This window comes from Leptotrichia sp. oral taxon 215 str. W9775 (genome assembly GCF_000469505.1).
Taxonomy (GTDB): domain Bacteria; phylum Fusobacteriota; class Fusobacteriia; order Fusobacteriales; family Leptotrichiaceae; genus Leptotrichia_A.
Window position 1 is genome coordinate 23,780 of the sequence record NZ_KI272823.1, and the last position, 15,523, is coordinate 39,302.

The window sequence follows — 15,523 nt, forward strand, 5'->3', positions numbered from 1 at the left end:
TATGAAAAATTAGATGGATTTTGAAAGATTGAGAAAGAGATGGAGGAAAACGGCTATGAAGGAAAAAGCCATTGATAAGTATAAATGGAACTGGAAAAAAGTAGATTACAGCGCGTATTTATTTATATTGCCTGTAATGGTCTTTTTTTTAAGTTTTGTCTTATATCCCATGCTAAAGGGAATACATCTGTCCCTCTACAGATTCAGGGGACGTCATATAAGTTTTGTAGGTTTTAAACATTATATAAATTTATTTCAAAATGATATATTTTTAAAATCTGCATGGAATACAGTGTTCATAACATTTGTTGCATTACCGATAGTAGTTGTATTTTCAATATTTGTAGCATATGTCATATATGAAAAAAATGCTGTTGTCAGATCATTTTTTAGAGGAATTTTCTACATCCCGGCAATATCTTCGGTAGTTTCCATAACAGTTGTATGGAACTGGATTTACCATCCAAAATTTGGGATATTAAATTATGTTTTCCAGAAAATGCATGTTATATCAGGGCCTGTTGACTGGCTTGGGAATCCTAAAACAGCAATATTTGCAATTATAGCAATTCTTATAACTACAAGTGTAGGACAGCCAATTATATTGTATGTTGCAGCTTTAGGAAATGTACCAAAGGATCTTATAGAGGCTTCTGAAATAGATGGTGCAAATAAGTGGCAGGCATTTAAAAATGTAACATGGCCTCTGATAATGCCTACAACGTTATATATAGTAGTTGTTACAACAATAAACAGCTTCCAGATTTTCGCACTGATACAGCTTCTTACTCATGGGGGACCAAACTATACAACTTCCACTGTAATGTATCTTGTTTATCAGACAGCAATAGCGGAAGGAAGATTTGGAGTATCATCGGCAATGGGAATTATTCTTGCTATAATAATCGGAATAATTTCAATATTACAGTTTAAATTTTTATCAAAAGACATAGACTAGGAGGAGGAAAAATGAAAAATAATAAAAAGATATCGGTGTTTTCAATCGTTTCAATGACTATATTAATAATATTGACAATATTTTTTATATTTCCTTTTTACTGGATTGCGACAGGGGCATTTAAAATACAGGAAGTTGCAATAAGCATACCACCTGAATGGTTCCCGTTAAAACCTACATTGGAAAACTTTGACAAACTGTTAGTACCATTAACTTTAAGATGGTTCCTTAACTCAGTGATAATAGCTCTTTCAACAACTATATTAGTATGTACTACAGCATCACTGGCAGGTTATGCTCTGGCAAAGAAAAAATTTCCAGGTGCAGGAATTATATTTATAGTATTTGTTGCGGCAATGGCACTGCCAAAACAGGTTATACTTATACCGCTTTTAAAATTTATTACAGAACTGGGATGGATAGATACATATAAAGCTCTTGTATTACCAGCTGTTGGATGGCCTTTTGGAGTATTTCTGATGAAGCAGTTTTCACATTCTGTTCCAAATGAACTTCTGGAGTCAGCAAGAATAGATGGATGTAATGAGCTGAAAACATTTATAAGCATAGTACTTCCTATTATAAAACCTGGTATAGGTGCATTGGCAATTTTCACATTTATTGCCAGCTGGAATGATTATTTTTCACAGTTGATATTTACAAACAGTGAAGCAATGAAAACTTTACCTTTAGGGGTTGCGGCAATGGCTCAAAGTGCTGAATTTTCATTGAACTATGGACTGCTTATGGCAGGGGCATTACTGGCTTCACTACCTATGATATTAGTATTCCTGATGTTCCAGAACTACTTTACTCAAGGTGTAACAATGGGAGCAGTGAAAGGATAGAATCGTGCTGGAAAATATTAAGGTAATGATAATAGGATGGTTTTACTACGGAATTTGGTTTATGGCAGGTTCCATAATAGTAACTTCTCTCTTAAACAGAGTGTTTACAAAACTTTATATTCCACCACTTATAGTTAATGCAATCAGTGCAATGCTTCTTCTGATAGGCTTTAAACTAGGTCTTCCTAATATGGGATATGCAATGTATTTTAATTATATGCCGGTGGTATTTGCAAGTGTAATGTATAATTTTATAATTTTTATCATAAGAAAGTTGAAAAAGAGATTGGAAGTGAAATAATGTATTATATCTGCGTAGATATAGGAGGAACTTCAATAAAATATGGTGTTCTAAGTGAAAAAGGAGAAATATTCATAGATGGAACAATTTCGACTAAAGTTACAGAAAAAGAAAATTTTATACTTTCAGATGTGAAAAAGCTTGTAAGAAATATTCTTGATGAATATAAGAAATATGAGATAAAAGGAATTTGTGTATCAACCGCAGGTGTAGTCGATCCTGAAAAAGGAAAGATAGTTTTTGCAGGTCCTACGATTCCAAAATATACAGGAACCGAAATAAAAAAGGAACTGGAAAAGGAATTCTCACTTCCATGTGAAGTTGAAAATGATGTGAACTGTGCAGGTCTTGGAGAATACTGGAAAGGAGCCGGAAAAGGTTCTAAATCCATGGTGTGTCTGACAATAGGTACAGGAATAGGTGGTTCTGTAATTTTAGATGGGAAACTTCTGAATGGAATTGGCTATACTGCAGGAGAAATAGGTTATATGGATGTAAATGGGAACCATATTCAGAATATAGCTTCGAGCAGGTATCTTGTGGAAAAGGTCCGGAAGGAAAAAAGAGAAAAAGAAGGAATAACTGATGCAATAACAGGAGTTGATATATTTGAGCTTGCAAAAAAAGGAGATGAAATCTGCGTAGCGGCAATAAATGAAATAATATCAAATCTTTCTGTTGGAATAAGAAATATAATGTATCTTCTTAATCCTGAAGTTATTGTTATTGGAGGAGGAATAACGGCTCAGAAGGAGTATCTTGAAGAAAAAATAAGAAAAGAAGTAAATGACGGCATGATAAGTGATATGTTCAGAAAAACACGTATAGAACTGGCACAGCAGGGAAATCAGGCAGGACTTCTCGGTGCATTGTATAATTTTTTAAATAAAAATGGATAAAATGAAAAATATATGATAATATAAAAAATAAAACTAAATATAGACTAATAAATGAAAGGACAGAATTATGAGAGTAGATCTGGAAAAATTTAAAGGAATTTTTATGGCAATGTATTCAGCCTATGATGACAATGGAAATGTAGACAAGGAAAGAGTAAAAAAACTTGCGAGATACTATGCAGATAAAAAAGTAAAAGGACTGTATGTTGGAGGAAGTTCCGGAGAAGGTGTCCTTCAGAGTGAAGAAGAAAGAAAACAGGTAGTTGAAGCTGTAATGGAAGAAGTAGGAAAAGAACTTACAATTATAGTTCATGTTGGAGCAAATTCTACACCTGAAAGTGTAAGATTGGCACAGCATGCGGCAAAAATGGGAGTAGATGCAGTATCATCAATACCTGCAGTATATTATAGATTATCACCTGCATCAGTAAAGGCACATTGGCAGGCGATGATAGACAGTACAGATTTACCGTTCATAATCTATCATATTCCACAAACAACAGGATTTAACTTGCCAATAAGCTTATTTGAAGAAATGGCAAAACAGGAAAAAGTAATAGGTATAAAATGTTCATCAGAAAGTACATTTGAATTACAGCAGTTTAAAGCAGTGGGAGGAAAAGACTTCCTAGTATTTAATGGTCCGGATGAACAGTTTGTAGCAGGAAGGGCTATAGGAGCAGATGCTGGAATTGGAGGAACATATGGAGTTATGCCTGAACTGTTTATGAAACTTAATGAATACATGAATAATCAGGAAATTAATAAAGCAAGAGAATTACAAAATGAAGTAAATGAAATTATAAAAGGTCTACTTTCTGTAGGATCATTGTATGGAGCGTGTAAGTATATCCTTCATTTAAGAGGGGTTGAAACAGGAGTTCCAAGATTGCCTATGCTTCCTATAACTGATGAAGCAGTAAAAGAAAAACTTCAAAAATTAAATAAGACAATAGAAGATCTTATTGAAAGGGTAAAATAAGAATAAATGGTTAATGGGGGCTTATGTCATGTCCTCATGTTCCATTTATAAAATGAATAATTTGAGGAAAACAGGGATATAACTAAATTTATGAAGGAGGACACTATATGAAATATATTAATATTATAGAGTCATTTTATCCCTCTTTGAGCAAACAGGAAAAGAAGGTGGCTGACTATATACTTGAAGAAAAGGGGAAAATAAGTTATCAGTCACTTCAGGAAATAGGAAGAAAAATCAACGTAGGTGAAGCAACCATAGTAAGATTTGTAAAAAAGATAGGGTTTAATGGATTTCAGGATTTAAAAATAAATATTGCCAAGGAAGATTTTCCTATGATTGAAACTACTTATGAAGATTATATAGACAATATCGAGGCAAATATAAACAATACAATTGCAAATACGAAGCTGCTTATTGACAGAAAACAGCTTGATAAATCAATAAACTTGATTGCAAAGGCAGAAAGACTGTTTCTGTATGGAGTAGGATCTTCGGGATTGGCTGTACAGGAGCTTCAGAATAAGCTTCTAAGATTTGGAAAAATAGCACTGTCATATACGGATACCCATTTTCAGGTAATGAGTGCCGCAGTTACAGGGAAAAATGATGTAGTAATAGCAGTAACTCTTTCAGGAGAGACACCTGATATTTTGGAAACATTAACAGTGGCTAAAAAGAATAAAAGTAAAATAATAGTAATTACAAATCATATTTTATCAGCTGCGGCACAGATGGCAAACCATGTTCTTCTGACTGCCGGAAGGGAAACTCTTATTGATGGAGGATCACTGATTGCAAAAATGTCCCAGTTATACATAATAGATGTGCTGTGTACGGGATATGCACTCCAGAATAAAGATGAATCACTGAAGATGAAACATAATACGGCAGAAGCTGTAGTAAGGAAAAATAGCGGGGTTAAATAGGGAATAAAAACTACTAGGTGAAGGGGATAGAAATGAACAAAGAAGAAATACTGAAAAAAATAAAAGGAAAATTAATAGTTTCCTGCCAGGCATTACCTGGAGAACCTCTGTATATAGAAAATGGAAGTTTTATGCCACTTATGGCTTTAGCTGCAGAACAGGCGGGAGCAGCAGGAATAAGAACAAATGGTGTGCTTGATGTAAAAGGAATAAAGGAAAAGGTTAATTTACCTGTAATAGGACTTATAAAAAAAGTATACGAAGGATTTCCACAGCATATAACTGTTACCATGAAGGAAATAGATGAACTTATGGAAGCAGGAGCAGATATAGTGGCTTTAGACTGTACTTTAAGGGAAAGAGTGGACGGGAAAACAATAAATGAATTTATTAAACAGATAAAGGAAAAATATCCGGAAATTTTACTTATGGCAGATATTTCAACATTTGAAGAAGGAGTAAATGCTGAAAAGGCAGGAGTTGACTTTGTAGGAACTACTCTTAGCGGATATACTCCATACAGTGAAAAATCTGATGGACCTGATTTCGCTCTTATGGAAAAATTAGTAAAAAATTTATCTATCCCTGTAATAGCTGAAGGGAAAATACATGAACCTAAGCAGGCTAAAAAAATGCTTGAATTAGGAGCTTATGCAGTAGTAGTAGGTGGTGCAATAACAAGACCTCTTGAAATTGCCCAGAGATTTGTCAATGGAATGAAATAATAAAATTTAAATATATTGTATAACATGAGAAATGGATACAGAGAGAGGAAAAATATGATTTTTACAAATTTAAATGATGATTTACAAAATAAAAGTCTTGCAAAAAAAATATATGAATGTATAAAATTTACAAAAGAAAATGATTTGAAGTCATATGAACCTGGGAAATATGAGATTCCGGGAACAGAAATAAAAATGAATATAGATCATTATAATACTAAATCGGAAGAACAGGGAGGATGGGAAAGCCATCTTAAATACCTTGATGTTCAGATAATGCTTGAAGGACAGGAATATATCGCATTTAATAATATCCATAACCTTGAAGAAATAGAAAGAATTGTTGAAAATGATTTTCTTAAACATAAAGGTCCTGAACTGTTCAGAGTACTGTTAAAGGCAGGAGATGTACTTGTATTCTATCCTGAAGATGTACACATGCCGGGATTACAGGTTGAAAAGTCTGAACCAGCAAAAAAAGTAGTATTTAAAATAGATGTAAATCTTTTATAATTTGTGATATACTATTTTTATAATAAAACAGGAAAGGTAGGAAAACAAATGAAATATGTAGAAAATTTTGAAGAAAAACTGGATAAATTTGCTGAAGTAATTATAAAAATAGGAGCGAATGTTCAGAAGGGGCAGAAAGTCTGGATAAACTGTACAACAGATTCATTGCCGCTTGTTTATAAAGTAACAGAAAAGGCATATAAAGCGGGAGCAAGTAATGTAAATGTAAAACTTGCCGATGATAAATTAAGACGTATGCATGCAGAATACCAGTCAACTGAAGAATATTCAACTATTCCGAAATGGACTGTAGATGAAATGAATGATTATTTAGATAATAATGTAGTTTTTATCCATATTTTAAGCAGCTCTCCTGAATTATTTTCAGGGATTGATGCGGAAAAACTTGGAGCATATGCTAAAAATAGAGGAGAAGCTTTGAAATATTACCGTTCACGTGTAATGAATGACATAAATTCATGGACTATTGTAAGTTACCCTTCACCTGAATGGGCAAAACTTGTATTCCCTGAAGAAAGCGATGTTGAAAAGGCACAGGCAAAACTTCTTGATGCAATACTGGAAACAATAAGAGTTAATGAAAAAGATCCGGTGGAAGCATGGAAGGAACATAGCAGAAGATTAACTGAAAAGGCAGATTACCTTAATAAGAAAGCCTATAAGGCACTTCACTACAAGGCGGAAGGGACAGACCTTGTTGTCGGACTTCCTGAAAATCACGTATGGATAGCGGCAGGAAGTAAAAATGAAAAAGGTGCAGATTTTATGCCTAACATGCCGACAGAGGAAATATTTACTGCAGGAGATAAATACAGAGTGGACGGATATGTTTCCAATAAAAAGCCTCTGTCTTATCAGGGAAATATAATTGATGGTTTCAAACTTACTTTTAAAGACGGAAAAGTTGTGGATTTTGAAGCAGAAAAAGGTTACGATATATTAAAACAGCTGATTGAAACAGATGAAGGATCAGGAAGAATAGGAGAAGTTGCACTTGTTCCAAATGATTCGCCAATATCAAATTCAGGGCTGCTTTATTATGAAACTTTATTTGATGAAAATGCGGCAAACCATCTGGCTTTAGGAGCAGCGTATCCTACAAATGTTGTAAATGGTTCAAATATGAGTGAAGAAGAGCTTGACAAGGCACATGTAAACAGCTCAATTTCTCATGTGGACTTTATGATTGGGGATGCTGAAATGGATATAGACGGAATAAATGAAGATGGAACTAGGGAGCCTGTATTTAGAAAAGGAAACTGGGCATTCTAATATTAAATAATTTTATATAAATTGTTTCAGAAGAAAAATTGGGAATATGAAATAAAAATATATTTTTTATGGATTTTACTTGTATTTTATCTTTTGGAACAATTTTTTTACTTATATCTATTGTTTTTTTTGGAAAAATAAGTTATTATTTAAGTAAGAAATGAAAAAAAAATCCAATAATTAAAAAAAATAAAAAAACATTATGGAAATAACTATAAATCAGGAGGTAAGAAAAAAGTGAGAGTAATAATTTTAAAGGATAAAAAGGAAATAGGAAAATGGAGTGCTTATCAGATAGCAAAAAAAATACTGAGGTTTAATCCTACACCTGATAAACCTTTTGTATTGGGGTTGCCAACAGGATCTACACCAATTGAAACATATAAGGAGCTTATTAATCTTAATAAGGAAGGAGTAATTTCATTTGAAAATGTAATAACGTTTAATATGGATGAATATGTAGGACTGGCACCTGAACATGAACAGAGTTATCACTATTTTATGCATGAAAATTTCTTTAAACACATAGATATTAAAGCAGAAAATATAAATATACTTGACGGACTTGCAGAAGATATTGAAGCAGAATGTCAGAGATACGAGGATAAAATAAAAGCTGTTGGTGGAATAGACTTATTTTTAGGTGGAATAGGTGAAGATGGTCACATTGCCTTTAATGAGCCGGGATCTTCATTAGCTTCCAGAACAAGAGATAAAGAACTGACTTATGACACGATTTTAGCAAATTCAAGATTTTTCGACAACGATATAAATAAAGTTCCGAAACTTGCACTTACTATTGGAGTAGGAACATTGATGGATTCGAAAGAAATTATTATACTTGCTGAAGGATATAAGAAAGCAAGAGCTGTATATCATGCAATAGAAGGTGGAGTGAATCATCTGTGGACAGTTTCTGCATTGCAGCTTCATAGAAGGGCACTTCTTGTAATTGATGAAACAGCAGTTTCAGACATAAAAGTTAAAACATACAGATATTTTAAGGAAATAGAAGCTGAAAATCTTGATTTGGATGAGTACAGAAAAAAACTAATAGATTTAAAAAATAAACAATAGAGAGGTAAAAAAATGATTATAAAAAATGCAAAAATTTTCGACGGTGAAAAGTTCATTGAAGAAAATGCAGTGATTACTGAGGGAAAATTAATAAAAAAAGTATTGAAATCAAGTGAACTTACACAGGATGAAATCAATGGAAATGAAGTTATAGACATAAATGGAATGGTATTGTCTCCAGGGTTTATTGATCTTCAGATAAATGGTTGCGGAGGAGTACTTTTCAATGATGATATTTCAATGGAAGCCCTTAAAATAATGAATGAAACAAATAAAAAGTTTGGATGTACTTCATTTTTACCAACGCTTATAACATCTCCTGACGAAAAAATAGAAAAGGCTCTTGAATTAATAAAAGCTAACAAGGATAAGGAAGAAATAGGAGTTCTAGGACTTCATATTGAAGGACCTTATATAAGTGTGGAAAAGAAGGGGATACACCGTCCTGAATATATAAGAGTACTTTCTGATGAAATGATAAAGAAAATAGCAGATGCAGGGCCTGAAGTAACTAAAATAATAACAATAGCACCTGAAAAGGCTGAAGTTAATCATTTGAAAACTTTGAAAAATGCAGGGATTAACATCGCAGTAGGACATTCAAATGCCACTTATGAAGAATGTATGGAAAAGAAAGAGTATTTTAACTGTGCAACACATTTATATAATGCAATGAGTCCATTGGAATCGAGAAAACCAGGTGTAATAGGATTCCTTTTCAACAACGATACTACAAACTGTGGAATTATAGTTGACGGATTTCATATGGAATTTCCTGCAGTAGAAATAGCAAAGAAAATATTAAAGGAAAGACTGTATCTTGTAACTGATGCAGTAAGTCCGGCAGGAACAACAGATATGAAGGAGTTCATGTTTGAAGGAAATCGTGTGCTATATGAAAATGGTAAATGTATTTCACCTTCAGGAACATTGGGAGGATCAGCATTAGTAATGAGTGAAGGTGTAAAAAATCTTGTGGAATATGTAAATGTATCTCAGGAAGAAGCTTTAAGAATGGCTACTTCATACCCAGCAAAGGCAGTATCTGTAAATGATAGATACGGATATATAAAAGAAGGATATATAGCTGATTTGACATATTTTGATAAGGACTATAAAGTAAAAGGAACTGTTGCCAAAGGTAATTTGACTGAGTATAATTAAACTATTTTCAGTAAAAGGAATAGCGTAAAGACAAAGTTATGTTATTAGAAAGTGTGCAAATAAACGGGAGGAGGCAATAATGGTAGAAGATAAAAAATATATCATAGCACTGGATCAGGGAACAACAAGTTCGAGAGCTATTATTTTTGATAAGAATATGAATATTGTTTCAACTGCCCAGAAAGAACTTACACAAATATATCCAAAACCTGGATGGGTGGAACATAATCCATTAGAAATATGGTCCAGTCAGAGGTCTGTTCTTACAGAAGTTATTGCAAGATCTGGTATTTCCCTTAAAAATGTTGCTGCTATCGGGATTACAAATCAGAGGGAAACAACGATAGTATGGGATAAAAATACAGGAGAACCTGTATACAATGCAATTGTCTGGCAGTGCAGAAGAACAGCAGAAATATGTGAAGAACTTAAAACTAAAGGGTTTGAAGAATATATAAAGGAAAATACAGGTCTCATAATAGATGCTTACTTTTCTGCTACTAAAATAAAATGGATACTTGACAATGTTGATGGAGCAAAAGAAAAGGCTGAAAAAGGTGAACTGTTATTTGGAACAGTTGACACATGGCTCGTATGGAAATTAACAGCCGGAAAAGTACATGTGACTGACTATACAAATGCTTCGCGGACAATGATGTATAATATAAAAACTCTGGAGTGGGATAAAAAAATATTGGATTTACTTGGTATTCCTGAAGGTATGCTTCCAGCTGTGAAAAATTCCAGTGAAATCTATGGTGAAACAAAAATGGGAGTAACTATGGGGGAAGAGGAAGGGACAAAAGTTCCTATTTCAGGAATTGCCGGAGATCAGCAGGCGGCATTGTTTGGTCAGGCCTGTTTTAACAGTGGAGAAATAAAAAATACATATGGAACAGGCTGTTTTATGTTAATGAATACAGGAGATAGGTTCATTAAATCAAATAATGGCCTTCTGACTACAATTGCCATAGGAATAGACGGAAAAATTGAATATGCCCTGGAAGGAAGTATATTTGTTGGAGGAGCAGTAGTTCAGTGGTTAAGGGATGAAATGAAATTATTTTCAGATGCTGCAGATACAGAATATTTTGCAGGGAAAGTAGAAGATAACGGCGGAGTTTATCTTGTTCCAGCCTTTACAGGACTTGGCTCACCCTATTGGGATATGTATGCCAGAGGGACTATAACAGGACTTACAAGAGGAGCTAACAGAAACCATATTATAAGGGCTGCACTTGAATCCATTGCCTATCAGTCGAAGGATCTGATAAAGGCAATGGAAGAAGATTCAGGAATTCAGATAAAATCTTTAAAGGTGGATGGCGGAGCTTCTGCAAATAATTTTTTAATGCAGTTTCAGGCTGATATACTGAATAAAAATGTATTGAGACCTGAAATTATAGAAACTACAGCATTGGGAGCGGCATATCTTGCTGGACTTGCAACAGGGTTCTGGGATAATAGGGAAGATATAAAGAAAAACTGGAAATTAAATAGGGAATTTCATTCAGAACTTGAAGAAAGTTTACGTGAAAAATATTTTAAAGGTTGGCATAAAGCTGTAGAAAAAGCTAAAAATTGGGAAGAATAGTAAAAAAAGACTGTCACAAATATAAAAGGGGTTGTCTCAAAATAATAAAAATTAAATATAATATATAAAAAAACTATATTTTTTTCATTTGCTAAAATTTTACTTATATAAAACAGTCATTCATTAAGGAAAAGTCAAAAACTTGCCTAAAGGCTCAGACAGATGACTTTTCCTAAATTCATTTTCTGTTTTACATTGTAAAATTTTAAATAATCCAAAAATATAGTTTTTCGCATTATTTTTTTGAGATGTTCTCTTTTAGATTAGGCTTCAATTTTTTTGAGATACCCCATTTTATCTATTTTCTAGTATTATTTTTTAAAAAACTTCCAAGCTGTAGGTAATAATGCTGAAAGAATCATCATTTTAATAACATCACCGGCAATAAAAGGATATAGACCTATTGCAAATACATTTTTATTTGGAAGAAATACACTAAGTTGTAAAAGTCCAAAGAAATATAGCACTGCATGAGCCACTATCAGCAAAGAAATTAACTTAACTGGAGATTTTGTCCATCCTTTGTCTGCAAAATATCCACAAACAAGTACTGCAAAGAAGAATCCTATTATATATCCTCCTGATGGAGTGAAGAATGTTAATCCTCCTGAGAATCCTGCAAAAACTGGAAGTCCTGCAGAACCTGCCGCAATATATGAAAGAACAGTGGCAGAACCTAGTTTTCTACCGTAAACAAGTCCAATAAACATTACTGCAAATGTCTGTCCAGTTATAGGTACAGGCGTAAATGGTAATGTAATAGACAGTTGAGACATTAAAGCTAAAAATATAGTTCCGCTTAGTACAAGCAGAATATTTTTTAACAGTTCCTGATTTTTGTTTTCAGCTTTGATTAAATTGTTAATCAATAAATTCTGATTCATTTTATACCTCCTGATTAATTTGTGTAAGCAATATTTACAGTATAAGTATAACCAAAAAAGCATTAAAAGTCAAATTTAAAAACAAGCGTTTTTTATTGGGAATAGTTGATAATAAAGGATAAATGGAAATTATTAAATAATTTAAAATAATATATATGTTTTCATATAAAAACATATGGATTATTAATAAGAAATGTAGTATAATAAAATAAACTTATAAAGGAGTTAGCTGTTTAGTTAAATTTGAATTATGGAAAAAAATGAAAATAAAAAAATAAAAATTTTTTCTAATTTGAAACAACAGAAAATTTTAGAATTACAGGAAAAAATAAACAAAGGGAAGTCTGTAAATGAAAAAAAAGAAAAAATAAACAGAAATCTTAAGGAATTAGTAATTCACACAAAAGAAAGTGAGAACAGAAAAAAAAGAAAAAGAAAAAGTATAAATTTTTTTTTATTTGCAATATTCACAGTAATGTCACTAGTCATAGTTTTCCTATCCTTCAAATACAAGGAATTTCAAGTATATCTCAGCAAAAATAAGGACATCATAAATTCAGGTAAAAAATATGAGGAAGAACAGAAAAGAAAAGCGGCTGAAGTAAAAGACCTTAAAAATCTTACTCTGGCAAATATTAATGATTTACCTGATGATAAGAAAAAACTTATGCTGAGTATAATTCCAAGTGGAAGTCCTTTGAAAAGGGAACTTTATGTGACAAGTCCTTTTGGAGTAAGGGTACATCCCATAAGTGGTGCAAAAAAAGAACATCATGGAATAGATCTGAGGGTAAATATTGGTGATGGTGTATTTTCCCCTGCAATAGGAAGGGTAAGTTTTGCAGGAGTAAGAGGTGGTTATGGGAATACAGTTATTGTTGACCATATGTATGGTTTTCAGACACTTTATGGACATTTAAGCAAATTACATGTTCAGGCTGGAGAGATTGTAGGAAAAGGAAAGCTTCTGGCAGAAGGGGGAAATTCAGGAAGTTCAACGGGACCGCATCTCCATTATGAAATAAGATATAATGGTACGCCGATAGATCCAAAAAATTTTATTGACTGGAATGAGAAACAATTTAATATATTATTTGAAAAAGAAAGGAGTGTTCAATGGGAATATTTTCTAACAGTAATGGGAAAGAATTAAAAACTGTATCATCAGCAGACAGTGTAAATGTAATTGCTCCTGAAACATACATAAAAGGAATTATTGAAGCTGCCTATATGATCCAGATTGAAGGAGTGCTGGAAGGCGACATAAAGGCACAGGATTTGGTTCATATTACTGAAACTGGAAAAATTTCTGGAAATATTGAAGCTAAAACAGTTTTTATTGATGGAGAGGTATCCGGAGAAATAGTGGCTGATAAAGTTGAAATTGGAGAAAAAGGTAAAGTTTTTGCAAACATATTTTCTACTGTATTTGTAATACAGGAAGGTGGAATATTTGAAGGAAATAAGAAATTGAAGAAGGAAACAATGGAAATATCCTATAATGATAATTCGGAAGAATAGTTTAATGAAAATTTTTAAGGTGATTTTGAAAGGAAGCGAGAAATTATGAAAAAAACAAGGAAGCAAAATATTTTATTGGTAACATTATTTCTGACACTGCTTAGCTGTGGAGGAGGCGGTGGAGGTGGTGGAGGATCAACATCAGCACCAACTCCAACAACGCCAGTGCCAACAACACCAACAGTAACAACGCCGACAACACCTTCAACACCTACGGTAGAATCGGCATTGGATTTAAACGGACATATAAAATGGAATGACACTACTTTTTCATACAACAGTGCAAATCCGCATAATAAAACTTCGTCTGTCACACAGACAGGTTCAGGTGTAAGTATCGGTGTTCTTGATATGGGATTTGCAACAACAGACAGTGATTTACAGAATATAATAACATCGGAATTTGGATCAAGACTTGAAAAAGTAACAACTTATGGTCTGGCTACAAATGATCAGCACCATGGAATAACAGTTGCACAGGTTGCAGGAAGCTCAACATCAGGAACAGCTAAAGGAGTTAAAATTATAGGTGTTGATATTACAAAATTAAAAGATGGAAAGAATTATCCGGATCCAAGTCTTTCGGCATACCAATATCTGTACAATACTAAAGGTGTAAGAATATTTAACCAGTCTTTTGGAGTTTCTACTGAAGTAACAGGTTTTAACAGAAGTTCAGCAAAATATCAGATAAATAATGGTAGTTCAACAGAAGATATACTAGGATTTTATCAGACAGCTGTAAATAATGGAGCACTATTTATATGGGCAGCAGGAAATGAAAGTTTCAAATCAAATCCTTCATTAGAGGGAGGACTTCCTTATTTATACAATGAATTGGAAAAAGGATGGATTAACGTTGTCGGATTGGCAAAAGATAGCCCTATAAATCCTGGAAGTACTAACTGGGAAGATCTGCAAAGATTAAACGGGGCAGGAGTTGCTAAAAACTGGTCAGTATCAGTGGTTTCAGGAATAACAGTACAGTCAAAGGTTAATGGTCTGAGAGGAACTTACACTATGAACGGTTCTTCATTTGCGGCACCGATAGTAGCAGGAACAGCGGCACTTATAAAGGAAAAATATCCTTGGATGACAGGAGATCTTATAAGACAGACAATTTTATCTACAGCAACAGATATAGGTAAAAAAGGTGTAGATGAAGATTTTGGATGGGGACTTTTAAATATTGGAAAAGCATTAAACGGACCTGCATTATTTGATAAGAGACTTGCACTTGGAAATAATGTTGAAGCAAATGTACCATCGGGAACTTATACATTCTCAAATAATATTTCAGGAGATGCAGGATTTATAAAAAATGGAGCAGGGACTTTGAAATTTACAGGAAACTTAACTTATACAGGAAATACAACAATAAATGATGGTAACCTTGTAATAAAAGGAGTTACTTACAACTCAAGTTCAACAAGAATAGTTAAAGGAAACCTTGTGGCGGCTGCAAATGTTAATATTCAAAATGATGTACAAAATGAAGGCGGAAACTTTGAAGTGGAAGGAAGCAACGTAACAGTAGGAGGAAACTATACTGCTTCTGAAAATGCTAAAACTACTTTAAATTCCAATGCAAGCGTGCATGTAAAAGGAAAAGTGGCATTAGGTGGTTCTACAATCGAACTTAAGTCAGAAAAGGACGGAGTGGCTCAATATGTTACTGCTAAAGGAACAGAGGCAAAAATAACTTCTGACAATGAAATAGAAGGAAATGTTGCAAATGTTGAAACAGCAGAAATGCTTAAAGGAGATGTTGAAGCAACAGAAAATGGTATAAATGCAACTTTAAGCAGAAAAAATGTAGAAGAGTATGTATCAGA

Annotated in this window: 16 protein-coding genes; 15 read left to right on the forward strand and 1 reads right to left on the reverse strand. The window is 33.2% G+C overall.

Features of this window, described 5'->3' with window-relative positions:
• The first annotated feature begins 55 nt into the window (after positions 1 to 55).
• The 12 genes from HMPREF1984_RS00125 (at position 56) to glpK (ending at position 11,283) form a co-directional block, all read left to right on the forward strand.
• Entirely contained in the window at positions 56 to 958 is a 903-nt protein-coding gene (locus HMPREF1984_RS00125) for a carbohydrate ABC transporter permease (protein ID WP_036099182.1), read from the forward strand.
• An 11-nt stretch (positions 959 to 969) separates the two neighbouring features.
• The gene (locus HMPREF1984_RS00130) at positions 970 to 1,806 is read left to right on the forward strand and encodes a carbohydrate ABC transporter permease (RefSeq protein ID WP_021765820.1); all 837 of its coding nucleotides are present in this window, start codon (positions 970 to 972) and stop codon (positions 1,804 to 1,806) included.
• Positions 1,807 to 1,810: 4 nt separating this feature from the next.
• Positions 1,811 to 2,107 (forward strand): hypothetical protein, encoded by a 297-nt coding sequence (locus HMPREF1984_RS00135; protein ID WP_021765821.1) that lies wholly within the window; start codon positions 1,811 to 1,813, stop codon positions 2,105 to 2,107.
• Entirely contained in the window at positions 2,107 to 3,006 is a 900-nt protein-coding gene (locus tag HMPREF1984_RS00140) for an ROK family protein (protein WP_021765822.1), read from the forward strand. Before HMPREF1984_RS00135 ends, HMPREF1984_RS00140 begins: the two co-directional genes overlap by 1 nt.
• Before the next feature lie 67 nt (positions 3,007 to 3,073).
• Positions 3,074 to 3,988, forward strand: coding sequence for a dihydrodipicolinate synthase family protein (locus HMPREF1984_RS00145; protein ID WP_021765823.1), 915 nt, complete (start codon positions 3,074 to 3,076; stop codon positions 3,986 to 3,988).
• Positions 3,989 to 4,095: 107 nt separating this feature from the next.
• The gene (locus HMPREF1984_RS00150) at positions 4,096 to 4,917 is read left to right on the forward strand and encodes a MurR/RpiR family transcriptional regulator (RefSeq protein ID WP_021765824.1); all 822 of its coding nucleotides are present in this window, start codon (positions 4,096 to 4,098) and stop codon (positions 4,915 to 4,917) included.
• A 32-nt stretch (positions 4,918 to 4,949) separates the two neighbouring features.
• Complete coding sequence (locus HMPREF1984_RS00155) at positions 4,950 to 5,642, forward strand: N-acetylmannosamine-6-phosphate 2-epimerase (protein WP_036099187.1); 693 nt, start codon at positions 4,950 to 4,952, stop codon at positions 5,640 to 5,642.
• Between the two features lie 54 nt (positions 5,643 to 5,696).
• Positions 5,697 to 6,155 carry a YhcH/YjgK/YiaL family protein gene (locus HMPREF1984_RS00160; RefSeq protein ID WP_036099188.1) on the forward strand — a complete coding sequence of 153 codons (459 nt, stop codon included), beginning with the start codon at positions 5,697 to 5,699 and terminating at the stop codon, positions 6,153 to 6,155.
• A gap of 48 nt (positions 6,156 to 6,203) precedes the next feature.
• On the forward strand, positions 6,204 to 7,448 hold the full coding sequence (locus HMPREF1984_RS00165; RefSeq protein ID WP_036099190.1) for an aminopeptidase: 1,245 nt from the start codon (positions 6,204 to 6,206) through the stop codon (positions 7,446 to 7,448).
• A 237-nt stretch (positions 7,449 to 7,685) separates the two neighbouring features.
• Positions 7,686 to 8,525: a glucosamine-6-phosphate deaminase gene (nagB, locus tag HMPREF1984_RS00170; protein ID WP_021765828.1), complete on the forward strand. Its 840-nt coding sequence runs from the start codon at positions 7,686 to 7,688 to the stop codon at positions 8,523 to 8,525.
• A 12-nt stretch (positions 8,526 to 8,537) separates the two neighbouring features.
• Positions 8,538 to 9,689: an N-acetylglucosamine-6-phosphate deacetylase gene (nagA, locus tag HMPREF1984_RS00175; protein WP_021765829.1), complete on the forward strand. Its 1,152-nt coding sequence runs from the start codon at positions 8,538 to 8,540 to the stop codon at positions 9,687 to 9,689.
• A gap of 79 nt (positions 9,690 to 9,768) precedes the next feature.
• Positions 9,769 to 11,283 carry a glycerol kinase GlpK gene (glpK, locus tag HMPREF1984_RS00180; protein WP_021765830.1) on the forward strand — a complete coding sequence of 505 codons (1,515 nt, stop codon included), beginning with the start codon at positions 9,769 to 9,771 and terminating at the stop codon, positions 11,281 to 11,283.
• A 311-nt stretch (positions 11,284 to 11,594) separates the two neighbouring features.
• Here the strand turns inward: glpK and HMPREF1984_RS00185 are convergent, their stop codons facing one another.
• On the reverse strand, positions 11,595 to 12,167 hold the full coding sequence (locus HMPREF1984_RS00185) for a biotin transporter BioY (protein WP_021765831.1): 573 nt from the start codon (positions 12,165 to 12,167) through the stop codon (positions 11,595 to 11,597).
• A gap of 250 nt (positions 12,168 to 12,417) precedes the next feature.
• On the opposite strand from HMPREF1984_RS00185, the gene HMPREF1984_RS10835 reads away from it, so the two are divergent.
• From HMPREF1984_RS10835 to HMPREF1984_RS00200, 3 genes are all read left to right on the forward strand, one after another.
• A complete protein-coding gene (locus tag HMPREF1984_RS10835) occupies positions 12,418 to 13,320 on the forward strand; it encodes a M23 family metallopeptidase (protein ID WP_021765832.1) in 903 nt (300 codons plus the stop codon).
• Positions 13,284 to 13,688: a polymer-forming cytoskeletal protein gene (locus HMPREF1984_RS00195; protein ID WP_036099193.1), complete on the forward strand. Its 405-nt coding sequence runs from the start codon at positions 13,284 to 13,286 to the stop codon at positions 13,686 to 13,688. Before HMPREF1984_RS10835 ends, HMPREF1984_RS00195 begins: the two co-directional genes overlap by 37 nt.
• 45 nt (positions 13,689 to 13,733) lie before the next feature.
• Positions 13,734 to 15,523 (forward strand): S8 family serine peptidase (locus tag HMPREF1984_RS00200; protein ID WP_021765834.1); only part of this gene is annotated, 1,790 nt, incomplete at its 3' end.

Coding starts and splice junctions, on each gene's coding strand:
- HMPREF1984_RS00160 (WP_036099188.1), top strand. CDS start 5,697: ATGATTTTTACAAATTTAAATGATGATTTACAAAATAAAAGTCTTGCA.
- HMPREF1984_RS00185 (WP_021765831.1), bottom strand. CDS start 12,167: ATGAATCAGAATTTATTGATTAACAATTTAATCAAAGCTGAAAACAAA.
- HMPREF1984_RS00165 (WP_036099190.1), top strand. CDS start 6,204: ATGAAATATGTAGAAAATTTTGAAGAAAAACTGGATAAATTTGCTGAA.
- nagA (WP_021765829.1), top strand. CDS start 8,538: ATGATTATAAAAAATGCAAAAATTTTCGACGGTGAAAAGTTCATTGAA.
- HMPREF1984_RS00195 (WP_036099193.1), top strand. CDS start 13,284: ATGGGAATATTTTCTAACAGTAATGGGAAAGAATTAAAAACTGTATCA.
- HMPREF1984_RS10835 (WP_021765832.1), top strand. CDS start 12,418: ATGGAAAAAAATGAAAATAAAAAAATAAAAATTTTTTCTAATTTGAAA.
- HMPREF1984_RS00150 (WP_021765824.1), top strand. CDS start 4,096: ATGAAATATATTAATATTATAGAGTCATTTTATCCCTCTTTGAGCAAA.
- HMPREF1984_RS00155 (WP_036099187.1), top strand. CDS start 4,950: ATGAACAAAGAAGAAATACTGAAAAAAATAAAAGGAAAATTAATAGTT.
- glpK (WP_021765830.1), top strand. CDS start 9,769: ATGGTAGAAGATAAAAAATATATCATAGCACTGGATCAGGGAACAACA.
- HMPREF1984_RS00125 (WP_036099182.1), top strand. CDS start 56: ATGAAGGAAAAAGCCATTGATAAGTATAAATGGAACTGGAAAAAAGTA.
- HMPREF1984_RS00140 (WP_021765822.1), top strand. CDS start 2,107: ATGTATTATATCTGCGTAGATATAGGAGGAACTTCAATAAAATATGGT.
- HMPREF1984_RS00145 (WP_021765823.1), top strand. CDS start 3,074: ATGAGAGTAGATCTGGAAAAATTTAAAGGAATTTTTATGGCAATGTAT.
- HMPREF1984_RS00130 (WP_021765820.1), top strand. CDS start 970: ATGAAAAATAATAAAAAGATATCGGTGTTTTCAATCGTTTCAATGACT.